This window comes from Palleronia sp. LCG004 (genome assembly GCF_032931615.1).
Classification (GTDB): domain Bacteria; phylum Pseudomonadota; class Alphaproteobacteria; order Rhodobacterales; family Rhodobacteraceae; genus Palleronia.
The window spans coordinates 1,102,554-1,114,892 of sequence record NZ_CP136759.1 but is presented as its reverse complement, the minus strand read 5'-3'; the positions used below and the strand labels follow the sequence as shown (position 1 = coordinate 1,114,892).

Here is a 12,339-nt window from a genome sequence, read left to right as displayed (position 1 = left end):
GTCATTCCACGTTCTGGATCTGCTCGCGCATCTGGTCGATCACCGCCTTGAGGGCGAGGCCGGTCGCCCCGAGATCGGTGTCCTGAGCCTTGGCGCAGAGCGTGTTTGCCTCGCGATTGAATTCCTGCGCGAGGAAGTCGAGTTTTCGTCCGATCGGACCATGGTCGGCAAGGTGGTCGCGTGCCGCCACAACATGGGTACGCAGGCGGTCGATTTCTTCCGTGACATCGGCGCGGACGGCCACCATGGCAAGCTCCTGAGCGACGCGCGTCGGGTCCGCTCCCTCTGCGTTTCCGGCCACGCGCGAAAGTGCAGCCTCGAGACCCGCCTGCATCTTGGGAAGCCGCGCCTCGGCCAGTTCGGCAGCGGTATCGACGAGCCGCGAGATATCATCGACATGCTGCAAGAGTATCGAGCCAAGCGCGCGGCCTTCCGCCTGTCTCATTTCGAGGAACGGCGCGAGGATCTCGGCCTCGAACTGCGCCAGAAGCGTGTTGCGGAGTGTCGCGATTTCCTCGGGGCCGGCATGCCCCCTGCTCTCTCCCGCTGCGAGCGTCAGGACATCAGTCGCGGTGCTCGGCGCAAGCGTCATTCCCTGCTGGGCCGCCCGGGCATGAACGGTCGCGATCCGGCGCAGGGCGATCTCGACAGCATCGGAATCCGCCTCCCCACGTCCTTCGTCAGCACGGCCAAGGCGAAGCGACACCGTGATCGCTCCGCGCGCTGCGGCGTCGCGCAAACGCGTGCGCAAGCCCGGCTCGAGGCCGTCAATCCACTCCGGAACGCGCAGCCTGAGATCAAGACCACGGGAATTGACGCTTCGAAGCTCCCACGACCAGGCCCAGGCGTCCGCACCACCCGTGCCGGATGCATAGGCCGTCATAGATTGGACCATGGACCATTAACCTTTGTCTAAAATTGAGACGGATTTTCTTGCACGGCCATTGTATGACCGATGGCGGGAAAGCAGATGGTCTGAACGCATTATCAGACGTGAGATCCCGCCACAACGCGGGGACGGGGAAAGGTGACGATGTTCGGATCGAATGACGACGACAGGATCGTGTCGCTGGGTGCCCGCCGGGCTGCCCAGGCATACGACCCTGCCTTCGCGCAGCTCGAAACCTACTGGAGCGCGCTTGCCGGAACGCGGGACATGCCGTTCCGTGACGAGGTGGATCCACGAGGGCTCGACGGGGTGCTCGACCGTATCTTTCTTCTGGAACGTATCGCTCCGGGCCTGGCACGGTTTCGCATCGCGGGACAGGCCGTAACCGATATCATGGGAATCGAAATGCGGGGTATGCCGCTGTCGTCAGCTTTCACTCCCGAGGCGCGTGACCCGCTGAACGCGGCTCTGCGCGCCGTCTTCGACGATCCAGTGCGCCTCGTCCTCGGCCTGGAAGGTCAGCGACAGGGTCTCCGGGCCAAACCCACTGCGCAAATGCTCTTCCTGCCGCTGCGCGACCGGTTCGGACAGGTCAGCCGCGCCGTCGGCGCGATCGCATCGTCTGCGCGCCCTGCCCGTGCGCCGCAGCGGTTCGATATCGTGAGCGAGGACCTTCGCAAACTTTTCGGAACGACATCGGATGGCCATCAAAGTGCCGCAATCTCGGACGATGATGCATTTGCAACCGCCGACAGGGCACGCGCGAATCTTCGTTCGATCGATGAACGTCGCGCGTCTCTGCGGATCGTTTCGTCGATCGAACGAGAGTAACGATCGACAGGACGAGTGTCGTCACGGCCGGTCGCTTCGACGAGTGTCAGTTTAAAGAGTGGAAAGGGCGCGGCATCGACCGCGCCCTTTTACCTTCGTCGGATCAGACGACCGCGGCGCGCGTGGACGCCATGCCGCGATTTCTCAGTTCCTCGGCCACCAGGAAAGCCAACTCCAGCGCCTGGCTGGCATTCAGCCGCGGATCGCAAGCGGTGTGATACCGATCGGAGAGATCCTCGTCGCTGACCGCGCGGACACCGCCGGTGCATTCGGTCACGTCCTTGCCGGTCATCTCGAAATGGACGCCGCCCGGAATCGTACCTTCCGAATTGTGGACCGCAAAGAACTCCTGGACTTCACGCAAAACCGACTCGAACGGCCTCGTCTTGTAGCCGGAAGCGGACTTGATCGTGTTGCCGTGCATCGGATCACAAGACCACACGACGTTCGCGCCTTCCTCGCGCACCGCCTGAACAAGTGCGGGAAGGTGGTCCCCCACGGTTCCTGCACCGAACCGCGCGATGAGCGTGAGGCGCCCCGCCTCATTGCCGGGGTTCAGGATCTCGATGAGTTGCTTCAGTTCCGACGGGGTCATCGAGGGACCGCATTTGACACCGATCGGATTGGCCACGCCACGGCAGAATTCGACATGCGCGCCATCGGGCTGTCGCGTGCGATCGCCGATCCAGATCAGGTGGCCCGACCCCGCGATGTTCTGCCCGGTGAGAGAGTCGACCCGCGACAGAGCCTCTTCGTATTCGAGCAGCAGAGCCTCGTGCGAGGTATAGAAGTCGACGGTCGAAAGCTCGGCATTGCGATCGGCCGTGATGCCGGCCGCCGTGATAAAGTCGAGCGTATCCTGAATGCGGTTGGCGATGTCGCGATACTTTCCGGCCTCATCCGCGTCCGTGAAGCCGAGCGTCCATGCGTGCACCCGGTGCACGTCGGCGAAGCCCCCCTTGGAAAACGCCCTTAGAAGGTTCAGGGTCGCGGCCGCCTGGGTGTAGGCTTCGAGCATGCGGTTCGGATCCGGGATCCGCGCTTCGGGCGTGAACTCGAACCCGTTGATGATGTCGCCACGATAGGACGGAAGCTCGCGATCGCCGATTGTCTCGGTCGCGCTGCTTCGGGGCTTGGCGAATTGACCGGCCATGCGCCCGACCTTCACGGTCGGAACTTTGGCCCCATAGGTCAGGACCATCGCCATTTGCAGCATCACCTTGAAGGTGTCGCGGATCGTATCGGCCGAGAATTCCGCGAAGCTCTCAGCGCAATCGCCACCCTGCAAGAGGAACGCCTCTCCGCGCGACACGGCGGCGAGTTCCGATTTCAGCGTCCGCGCCTCGCCCGCGAAGACGAGCGGGGGAAACCGCGAGAGACGGCTCTCGACTGCGCCGAGCGCGGCGGCGTCGGTATAATCCGGCATCTGGATGCGCGGGCGCGCGCGCCAGGACGATTTCTGCCAGTCGGCCATGCGGTCCTCCATTCATATCGACAGGCGGTTTATAGCGATCACAGGCCCCTTGCAAACCGCGAAAACGATTGGCTGGCTCTCTAACCTGCCCCTACGGCGAGATTGCAAAACGGGACGCGTCCTGCCAGAGAGCGGTTCACAAACGTAAACGTCAGGGAGTTCCGCAGATGAAGAAGCTTCTCATGGCCTCCGCCGCGACCGCGCTCGTGGCAGGTGGAGCCACCGCGCAAGAGGATCCGATCGGGATCGGGATCATCCTGGGCTTCACCGGCCCGATCGAGTCGATCACGCCGAACATGTCTTCCTCGGCACAGCTCGCCATCTCCGAGATCAACGAGGCTGGCGGCATTCTCGACGGCCGCATGCTCGAAGCGGTGACCGCCGACAGCACCTGCATCGACGCCTCCGCCGCGACCGCCGCGGCCGAACGCCTCATTACCTCGGAAGGCATCTCGGGCATCATGGGTGCGGATTGCTCTGGCGTCACCGCTGCGATCCTCGCGAATGTCGCGGTTCCCAATGGCATGGTCATGATCTCTCCCTCAGCGACCTCCCCGGGCCTGTCCGAAGCCGAAGACAACGACTTCTTCTTCCGTACGGCCCCCTCCGACGCGCGTCAGGGTGAGGTGCTCGCCAACATCCTCATGGATCGCGGCATCGAAGAGGTCGCCGTCACCTATACCAACAACGATTACGGTCAGGGCCTGAGCGACAGTTTCATCTCATCCTTCGAGGAAACGGGCGGCACCGTGACGCTCAACGCGTCGCACGAGGACGGACGCGGAGATTACTCCGCCGAAGTCGGCGCGCTTGCATCGGCCGGTGGCGACGCTCTGGTCGTTCTGGGTTACGCAGACCAGGGTGGTCTCGGGATCATCCGCGGTGCGCTCGATTCCGGAGCGTTCGACACGTTCGCGATGGGTGACGGCATGTATGCGCAGGCCCTCATCGACACGATCGGCGATGACATGAACGGCTCGTTCGGCGCCGTGCCCTGGTCCGAAGGGGAAGGTTCCGAAGCGTTCGCGGGACTGACCGAAGCCGCCGGCTTCGACGCCGCAACCTCCTATACCCGCGAAAGCTATGATGCCGCAGCGCTCATCGCGCTTGCGATGCAGGCAGCGGGATCGACCGATCCGAACGAATACAAGATGTCGGTGATGGACGTTGCCAACGAGCCCGGCGAGCAGATCCTGCCCGGTGAACTCGGTCGCGCAATCGAGATCCTGCAGGAAGGCGGTGAGATCGATTACGTCGGCGCGACGAATGTCGAACTGATCGGATCGGGCGAGGCGGCCGGTACCTATCTTGAATACGATATCGAGGACGGCACCTTCTCGCAGGTTGCCATTCGCTGATCCGAAGGCCCGAAACGACGAGGCCCGGCGCGTGATCGCGCCGGGCCCGGACGTGATGGGCCGAAATACCGATCGGGACAAATCGGCCCCACGAGGGAGATGGGATTATGATCGTCGTACGCGACGTCCATAAGCATTTCGGCGGTTTCCATGCTGTCGATGGCGCAACTCTCGAAATTCGGGAGGGTTCCGTGACAGGGCTGGTCGGCCCGAACGGCGCGGGAAAGACTACGCTATTCAACGTGATCGCAGGTGTCCTGCCCCCGACTTCGGGAAGCGTCACGATGGCAGGTGAAGATATCACCGGGCTTCCGCCGCATGCGCTCTTTCACAAGGGACTTCTGAGGACCTTCCAGATCGCACACGAATTCGGATCGATGAGCGTGCGGGAGAACCTGATGATGGTCCCGCCCCGCCAGACCGGAGAAACCCTTGCCTCGACATGGTTCCGCCGGGGTCGCATCCGCGAGGAAGAGCAGGCGCTTGCCCGCAAGGCGGACGAGGTCCTGGAGTTTCTGACGATCGATCACCTCAAGCACGAGAAAGCCGGCAACCTGTCCGGTGGCCAGAAAAAGCTGCTCGAACTCGGGCGGACCATGATGGTTGATGCGAAGATCGTCTTTTTGGACGAGGTCGGCGCGGGCGTGAACCGAACCCTCCTGAATACCGTGGGTGATGCAATCCTAAGGCTCAACCGCGAGCGGGGATATACCTTCTGCATGATCGAACATGACATGGATTTCATCGGCCGTCTTTGCGACCCCGTAATCGTCATGGCCGAGGGCCGCGTGCTTGCCCAGGGTACGGTCGACGAGATCAAGAGTAACGAAGCCGTGATCGAAGCCTATCTCGGAACCGGCCTGAAGAACGCGGTGCCTGCATGAGTACCGCCGCAACATCGACGGATGATACCGCAGGCGAACCTTTCCTCATAGGAGAGGGAATGACGGGCGGCTATGGCGGTGCGGACATCCTGAACGATTGCACGATCTCCGCGCGCGATGGTGAGATTTCGGTGATCGTCGGGCCGAACGGCGCAGGCAAGTCGACCGCGATGAAGGCGGTCTTCGGAATGTTGAACCTGCGAAAAGGGTCCGTCAGGCTTGGCGGGGAGGATATCACGCAGCTCAAACCGCAGGAGCGCGTGGCAAAGGGCATGGCCTTCGTTCCGCAGACCTCAAACGTCTTCACCTCGATGAGCGTGGAAGAAAACCTCGAGATGGGGGCGTTTCTCAGGCGCGACGACATCCGCCCGACCATCGAACAGGTTTATGAACTTTTTCCGATCCTGAAAGACAAGCGGCGGCAGCCCGCGGGCGAGTTGTCGGGGGGACAGAGGCAGCAGGTCGCCGTTGGCAGAGCTCTGATGACGGAGCCGCGACTTCTCATGCTCGACGAACCGACGGCCGGCGTCAGTCCTATCGTGATGGATGAACTTTTCGACCGGATCATCGAGGTGGCGCGGACCGGCATCTCGATCCTGATGGTCGAACAGAACGCGCGGCAGGCGCTTGCGATCGCCCATCGCGGATACGTCCTCGTCCAAGGAGCAAACGCCTTTACCGGCACGGGGCGTGAACTTCTGGAGAACGACGACGTGCGTCGGTCGTTCCTCGGGGGGTGATCGCAATGCCGGACAAGATGTGGGCTGCGTGTTTGGAAAAGCAAAGAGGCGCGGACGGGGCGCGAGAGGTGAGATGCTGGATTTCCTGAACGGTCTGGTGACCCTTCTGAACTTCGTCGTGATCCCCGCGACGGCCTATGGTGCGCAACTCGCGCTCGGCGCGCTGGGCGTGACGCTGATATACGGGATTCTTCGGTTCTCGAATTTTGCCCACGGTGACACCATGGCGTTCGGAGCGATGGCGACGATTCTCGTGACATGGGGGTTTCAGGCGCTCGGGTTGCATCTATGGGGATTGCCGACGGCGCTGCTCGCCCTGCCCTTCGGCATTGCCATCGCGGCAGCTCTCGTGATCGCGACAGACAGAACGATTTATCGCTTCTATCGGCGACAGAAGGTTTCCCCGGTGATCCTTGTTATCGTGTCGATGGGCGTGATGTTCGTCTATAACGGGATCGTCCGTTTCGTCATCGGGCCGGACGATCAGAACTTCGCCGACGGGGCGCGCTTCCTCATCTCCGCACGCGATTTCCGGGACCTCACCGGCCTCGACGAAGGGCTCGCGATCCGGTCGTCCCAGGCGATGACGATCGTGACGGCGGTGATCGTAGTGATGGTCCTTTTCTGGTTCCTGAACCGCACGCGAACCGGAAAATCAATGCGGGCCTTTTCCGACAACGAGGATCTGGCGCTGCTCTCCGGTATCAATCCCGAGCGAGTGGTCGCCATTACATGGATCATCGTCGCCGCGCTCGCGACCGTGGCCGGAGTCCTTTATGGTCTGGACAAGTCTTTCAAACCCTTCACCTATTTTCAGCTATTGCTGCCGATCTTTGCCTCAGCGATCGTCGGCGGTCTGGGAAGCCCGTTGGGTGCCATCGTCGGAGGCTTCGTCGTAGCCTTTTCCGAGGTGACGATCACATATGCATGGAAGAAGGTTCTGGAATACTGGCTGCCCGCCACACTCGAACCGCAAGGCCTCGTCCAGCTCCTGAGCACAGATTACAAGTTCGCAGTCAGCTTCGCGATCCTGGTCATCGTTCTGCTGTTCCGCCCGACCGGGCTCTTCAGGGGGAAATCCGTATGAGAGCCGCGGGCCTTTTTGCTCTCGTCATCGCGTTGATCGTGCTGACAGGGTTCACGCAGAGTTGGAACGTCGCGCTGGGCATCGTCAACATGGGGCTGGTGAGTGCCATCATGGCGCTCGGGGTGAACCTGCAGTGGGGGTTTGCCGGCCTCTTCAATGTGGGCATCATGGGTTTCGTGGCACTCGGGGGTCTTGCCGCAGTCCTGATCGGCCAGCCGCCGGTCGGCGCGGCTTGGGAAGCAGGCGGCCCGCGAGTCCTCGGCGGGCTGGCCATCGGTCTTGGCGTGATCGCGGCTGCGGTGATCCTCTGGCGTCGGCTCCCTGCCGGTCGTCTGCGTGCGCTCGTCCTCCTCGGCGTCCTTATTGCAGGATTCTTCATCTATCGAGGCGTTTTCGATCCTGCGGTTCAGGCAATTGAGGCGGTCAACGCGGCGACGCAAGGCTATCTCGGTGGCCTGGGCCTGCCCATCCTGATCGCCTGGCCGGTTGGCGCGGTCCTTGCTGCCGTAGCCGCCTGGGCCATCGGCAAGACCGCGCTTGGGCTCAGATCCGACTATCTTGCCATCGCGACACTGGGGATTGCCGAGATCATCATCTCGGTCCTGCGGAACGAGGATTGGCTCGCTCGCGGCGTCAAGAACGTCATCGGCTTGCCGCGCCCAGTTCCCTATGAGGTCGATCTTCAACAGAGCCCCGCATTCGTCGAACGAGCCGCGGGAGTAGGCCTCGATCCTGTCGTGGCTTCGACCCTCGCCGTGAAGCTCGCCTATACCGGTCTGTTTGCAGTGATCCTGCTGCTGATCCTATGGTTGTCGCAATCCGCACTGGCCTCGCCCTGGGGCCGGATGATGCGTGCCATTCGCGACAACGAGGTTGCGGCGGAGGCGATGGGCAAGAACGTCAAGGCACGTCACCTTCAGGTTTTCGTTCTTGGCTCAGCCATTTGCGGCCTTGCCGGGGCGATGATGACGACACTCGACGGGCAGCTTACTCCATCGAGCTATCAGCCGTTGCGTTTCACCTTCTTGGTCTGGGTAATGGTCATTGTTGGCGGATCGGGCAACAATTACGGCGCAATCCTCGGCGGGTTCCTGATCTGGTTCCTCTGGGTGCAGGTCGAACCGCTCGGCCTCTGGTTCATGCAGACGATAAGCGACGGGCTTGATCCGGCCAGCCCGCTGCGGGCGCATCTTCTGGCCTCCGCGGCGCATATGAGGCTCTTCACAATGGGAATCCTGCTCTTGCTGGTCCTTCGCTTCTCCCCGCGTGGGCTGATACCTGAACGGTAGGGAGGCCATGGATCCGACGATCGCGATTCTCGCTGCGGGCAGTTCGTCACGTATGCGGGGTGGCGACAAACTGCTCGAACAGGTCAACGGGATCCCCCTGCTGAGATCTCTCGCGATCCGCGCGCTTGAGGTCGGGCTACCGGTGATGGTGACGCTGCCCGAGGCCGGCCCGCGTCATTCGGCCCTCTCAGGTCTGCAGGTGAAAAGGGTTCCCGTTCCCGATGCAGCGACGGGTATGTCGGCATCCTTTCGGGCAATCGGCCGATCTGTTCTCAATCGACCGGTACTTTGCATGCTGGGTGACATGCCTGATATCGAGAACACCGATCTGAAACACATTCACCGCAGCTTCTTGGGCGATCCCGATCGAGTTCACCGCGCCACCAGTGACGATGGCCGTTGGGGTCAGCCGGTCCTGTTTCCTGCACGCCTCGTTGCCCGGTTCGCGACCCTGACGGGCGACAAGGGTGCGCGCAGCCTGCTGCGACGCGAGGACGTCATTCCCGTCCCCCTGCCCGGCGAACGAGCCATCACCGACCTCGACACGCCGGAGGACTGGACGGCGTGGCGCACAGCACGAGAATCGCGGGACGGGCTCGATTAGTTGATAACGCGTTCCTTGTGCATCGCACGGGCATAAAGCCAGATAAGTAGCGAGATCAGGGCCGAGAGCACGATCACGGAAATTCCGACCGGTCCCGACACGCTTACCAGTGAGGGCGTCGCGAAGAACAAGAGCCAGATCACGAGAACCAGGATCGAAATGAAGCTTAGACCCAAGATGAGCGGTGCAAAGGCTACACGAAAAGCCATCAGAAGTACGCCGAGCAATCCGAACCAGACCCCGAACGCCCAGGCCCCGTCGATCCAGTCGGGCATCGTTTCGATGAAGGTTTCCTGCCTGTCGGTTACCATCGCCATCCAGAAGTCGAAACTGAGCTGCGTGGCTGTATAATCGATGACCCCGATGAGGTGCCAGACGAAGGCGACGGTCACGACGGGCCAGAAATGCCAGGGGGTCGGGTGAAACATTCGCGCGCTCCGGAAAAAGGTTAAAAGCAATCTGCCTCGCGGCACGGCTCGCGTCCAGTGACCACGCGCATGGTGCCTAACCGGACGTGCGGATCTGCCACAGGAATTTTCAGATAACGGAGCGTTTGCGCCAAGTGCTGATCCCGGTGCCTCGTGCTAGAATTTTAGTTTCGAGCCGTGGCGTTATCGAGAAAAGACGTTTGCCTGACACGAGGGCGCGGACCGTCGGCTTCAACGCGACGTTGCCTCCACGAGCTGCCAAGGCGCAAGTCTGTCCAAAGTCGGGGCACTAGTAGCAGTTTCCATACGTACCTTCGATTAGCGGAGGTACGTATGGAAACTAACCTACGGCTTGGCGCGTCAATCCACCGCTCGGTTCAAGATTTCGGTGGCGGAACGGTTCAGAAACGCCCCTGTTTGTCGCCTTCACGACCGGGCCGGCGGGGTTTGTGCGTTCTGGTCATTCGGCATTGTCGCTATCAATTCGCGAGAAAAATCCGTCAGCATCTGCCGTACTTCGGCGTGGTTTTCAGGGTTCCAGCGGGCAACCAACTCAGCGAGCCGCGTACGATAGCGTTGCGCCATGCGCTCGAACAAGGTGCGCCCCGCCGCCGTGGTACAGAACGATCCTCCGGGGTCACGCTGCAACAGATCACGTGCCAGCAAACGCTCTGCGACGGGGCTGGCCTGCGAGGCGGAAGCCCCGCCCAGACGATCGAGGGGCAGAGTTCCCTCCGCGCGGGCGATCTGCAGCAAAAGCCAGGCCTCTTCGGGCGACAGATCCACTTCGAGGCTCGTCAGGATGCGATTGAGCGCTTCGCTTCTGTTGGGTTCGCTCGAAGCGATTGCAACGATGCGCCGAAGCTCTTCAAGCGAGCTGGCATTGCGTGGCATGGCGAAACTGTCGGCTATATCGGGACTGACCGGAGCCGATCCCACCGTCTCGCGCAGCGGTATGTCCCGCATTGCCCAGGTCAAAGCAAAGGCAAGCACGGCAAGCGCGGCTGCCGTCACGAAGACGGGATGGAGCGCCCCGGCATAAGCGGCGTGATAAAGATCGCGCGTGGGACCGGGCAGCGCGTTGATGGCCCCCGGGGTCGTGGCGACCGAAGTTCCCGAGGGTAATGTGGCCGACAGGCGTGTCGCCAGGCCGGCGGAGAATATCGCCCCGGCACCCGAAACACCCAGGGCACCGCCGATCGACCGGAACAACGTCGCGCCGGAGGTGGCAACGCCGAGATTGCGGTAGTCCACCGCATTCTGGACGGCAAGAACGAGCACCTGCATCACGAGGCCAAGCCCGAGTCCCAACACCGACATCGCACCGAGTGCCAGAAGCAGGCTGGTCTGCGGGCCGAGAAACGACATCAGTCCCAGTCCTACGGCCATGAGCGCCGTGCCGACGATCGGAAAAGTGCGATACCGTCCGATCCGGCTGATGATCCGGCCCGACACGATCGAGGTCAGGAACAAACCGCCCATCAACGGGGTCAGCGCAAGTCCGGCGCGCGACGGGCTGATCCCCTGAACGATCTGCAGATAGACGGGCATGTAGGTTACCGCAGCGAACATCGCGAGACCGACGATGAACCCGACCGCCGATGAGACGAGGAACGTCTGGTTTCTGAAAAGCGCTGGCGGCAGGATCGGCTCGGCGGCGCGTCTCTCGGCCCAGACGAGCGCGCCGAGGGACAGGATCGTCAGGGCCGCGAGCCCGAGGATGACCGGCGAGGTCCATGGCAGCGTGTTGCCCCCAAGGCTGGTCGACAGCACCAGTGCCGTCAGCCCAATGGCCAGCAATGCCGCTCCGGTCCAGTCCATCGGTCGTGGCTCCCGCTTGGGGGGTGGCGCGAAAGCCCATGCGATGACTGCTAGGCCGACAAGGCCGACGGGAAGATTGACGTAGAAGATCCATCGCCAGCTCAGATGTTCGACTATGTAGCCGCCGATCAGCGGACCGGTGACAGTGGAGACGCCGAATACCGCGCCGAAATAACCCTGGTAGCGCCCCCTCTCGCGAGGGCTGACGACATCGCCGACCGCCGCCATCGCGCTGACGATCAGCCCACCCCCACCCAAGCCTTGGATGGCGCGGAAGATGATGAGGTGCGTGGTGGATTGGGCGAAGCCGCAGAGCGCCGATCCGGCAAGGAACAAGATGATGGCTGCCTGCAGTACGCGCTTGCGCCCGAGCATGTCGCCCAGCTTTCCGTAGATCGGCGTTACCACGGTCATCGCCAGCATGTAGGCAGTGACGATCCAGGCAAGGTACTCAAGCCCGCCCAACTCTCCGACGATCGTCGGCAATGCGGTCGAGACGATCGTCTGAGAGAGTGACGAGAGGAGCATCACCAACATGAGCGCTCCGATGACGACGCGCACCTCTTGTTCCGGGGCAAGATCTGTGGACGCGTCACTCATGGGTCGACTCGGATGCAAGGTCTGGTTCGCTCGAATCTAATACGCTGGTCGGCATGGCAATGGTGTTCTCCCTGCCGCACATTCATGGATGTCACCAGTTCGGCGAGAGATCCGATCCCATGCAGTCGACCGGAGTTGCGACAGGTTGACCGGAGAGCAGAATATCTTGACCCTGTGATCCGGCTCGGCTCTCTCAGATCGTCACATCGACCCGGTTGCATTCTCAAGTCGTTCTGCCGCCATCAGTCAGGACGTATGCGGTTGGATTTGAGGGAATATCCCAATCGGCGAAGCTGAGATATACTTGGCTTCGGCCGGAAGAGATGATGCCTCA

Annotated in this window: 11 protein-coding genes; 7 read left to right on the top strand and 4 right to left on the bottom strand. The window is 62.0% G+C overall.

Features of this window, described 5'->3' with window-relative positions; all coding sequences use genetic code 11:
• Position 1: 1 nt before the first annotated feature.
• Positions 2-895 (bottom strand): YicC/YloC family endoribonuclease, encoded by an 894-nt coding sequence (locus tag RVY76_RS05380; protein ID WP_317376356.1) that lies wholly within the window; start codon positions 893-895, stop codon positions 2-4.
• Positions 896-1,033: 138 nt separating this feature from the next.
• On the opposite strand from RVY76_RS05380, the gene RVY76_RS05375 reads away from it, so the two are divergent.
• Positions 1,034-1,720 carry a PAS domain-containing protein gene (locus RVY76_RS05375; RefSeq protein WP_317376355.1) on the top strand — a complete coding sequence of 229 codons (687 nt, stop codon included), beginning with the start codon at positions 1,034-1,036 and terminating at the stop codon, positions 1,718-1,720.
• 103 nt (positions 1,721-1,823) lie between these two features.
• On the opposite strand, the gene RVY76_RS05370 is transcribed toward RVY76_RS05375, so the two are convergent.
• Entirely contained in the window at positions 1,824-3,194 is a 1,371-nt protein-coding gene (locus tag RVY76_RS05370) for a class II 3-deoxy-7-phosphoheptulonate synthase (RefSeq protein WP_317376354.1), read from the bottom strand.
• A gap of 167 nt (positions 3,195-3,361) precedes the next feature.
• On the opposite strand from RVY76_RS05370, the gene RVY76_RS05365 reads away from it, so the two are divergent.
• From RVY76_RS05365 to RVY76_RS05335, 6 genes are all read left to right on the top strand, one after another.
• Entirely contained in the window at positions 3,362-4,552 is a 1,191-nt protein-coding gene (locus RVY76_RS05365) for an ABC transporter substrate-binding protein (protein WP_317376353.1), read from the top strand.
• Between the two features lie 107 nt (positions 4,553-4,659).
• The gene (locus RVY76_RS05360) at positions 4,660-5,436 is read left to right on the top strand and encodes an ABC transporter ATP-binding protein (RefSeq protein ID WP_410796011.1); all 777 of its coding nucleotides are present in this window, start codon (positions 4,660-4,662) and stop codon (positions 5,434-5,436) included.
• Positions 5,433-6,176, top strand: a complete 744-nt coding sequence (locus RVY76_RS05350; RefSeq protein WP_317376718.1) for an ABC transporter ATP-binding protein — start codon at positions 5,433-5,435, stop codon at positions 6,174-6,176. The genes RVY76_RS05360 and RVY76_RS05350 overlap by 4 nt, the downstream gene beginning before the upstream one ends.
• Before the next feature lie 76 nt (positions 6,177-6,252).
• On the top strand, positions 6,253-7,263 hold the full coding sequence (locus RVY76_RS05345) for a branched-chain amino acid ABC transporter permease (protein WP_317376717.1): 1,011 nt from the start codon (positions 6,253-6,255) through the stop codon (positions 7,261-7,263).
• Positions 7,260-8,552 carry a branched-chain amino acid ABC transporter permease gene (locus RVY76_RS05340; RefSeq protein WP_317376352.1) on the top strand — a complete coding sequence of 431 codons (1,293 nt, stop codon included), beginning with the start codon at positions 7,260-7,262 and terminating at the stop codon, positions 8,550-8,552. The genes RVY76_RS05345 and RVY76_RS05340 overlap by 4 nt, the downstream gene beginning before the upstream one ends.
• Before the next feature lie 7 nt (positions 8,553-8,559).
• Positions 8,560-9,156, top strand: coding sequence for a nucleotidyltransferase family protein (locus tag RVY76_RS05335; protein ID WP_317376351.1), 597 nt, complete (start codon positions 8,560-8,562; stop codon positions 9,154-9,156).
• Here RVY76_RS05335 and RVY76_RS05330 read toward each other — a convergent pair.
• Positions 9,153-9,584: a hypothetical protein gene (locus RVY76_RS05330; protein WP_317376350.1), complete on the bottom strand. Its 432-nt coding sequence runs from the start codon at positions 9,582-9,584 to the stop codon at positions 9,153-9,155. The two genes, RVY76_RS05335 and RVY76_RS05330, sit on opposite strands and share 4 nt — an antisense overlap.
• Before the next feature lie 426 nt (positions 9,585-10,010).
• A complete protein-coding gene (locus RVY76_RS05325) occupies positions 10,011-12,005 on the bottom strand; it encodes an MFS transporter (RefSeq protein WP_317376349.1) in 1,995 nt (664 codons plus the stop codon).
• Positions 12,006-12,339: the final 334 nt, after the last annotated feature.

Bases quoted from the DNA above. Each gene is read 5' to 3' on its own strand.
- RVY76_RS05380 (WP_317376356.1), bottom strand. From the start codon at position 895: ATGGTCCAATCTATGACGGCCTATGCATCCGGCACGGGTGGTGCGGAC.
- RVY76_RS05375 (WP_317376355.1), top strand. From the start codon at position 1,034: ATGTTCGGATCGAATGACGACGACAGGATCGTGTCGCTGGGTGCCCGC.
- RVY76_RS05370 (WP_317376354.1), bottom strand. From the start codon at position 3,194: ATGGCCGACTGGCAGAAATCGTCCTGGCGCGCGCGCCCGCGCATCCAG.
- RVY76_RS05365 (WP_317376353.1), top strand. From the start codon at position 3,362: ATGAAGAAGCTTCTCATGGCCTCCGCCGCGACCGCGCTCGTGGCAGGT.
- RVY76_RS05360 (WP_410796011.1), top strand. From the start codon at position 4,660: ATGATCGTCGTACGCGACGTCCATAAGCATTTCGGCGGTTTCCATGCT.
- RVY76_RS05350 (WP_317376718.1), top strand. From the start codon at position 5,433: ATGAGTACCGCCGCAACATCGACGGATGATACCGCAGGCGAACCTTTC.
- RVY76_RS05340 (WP_317376352.1), top strand. From the start codon at position 7,260: ATGAGAGCCGCGGGCCTTTTTGCTCTCGTCATCGCGTTGATCGTGCTG.
- RVY76_RS05335 (WP_317376351.1), top strand. From the start codon at position 8,560: ATGGATCCGACGATCGCGATTCTCGCTGCGGGCAGTTCGTCACGTATG.
- RVY76_RS05330 (WP_317376350.1), bottom strand. From the start codon at position 9,584: ATGTTTCACCCGACCCCCTGGCATTTCTGGCCCGTCGTGACCGTCGCC.
- RVY76_RS05325 (WP_317376349.1), bottom strand. From the start codon at position 12,005: ATGAGTGACGCGTCCACAGATCTTGCCCCGGAACAAGAGGTGCGCGTC.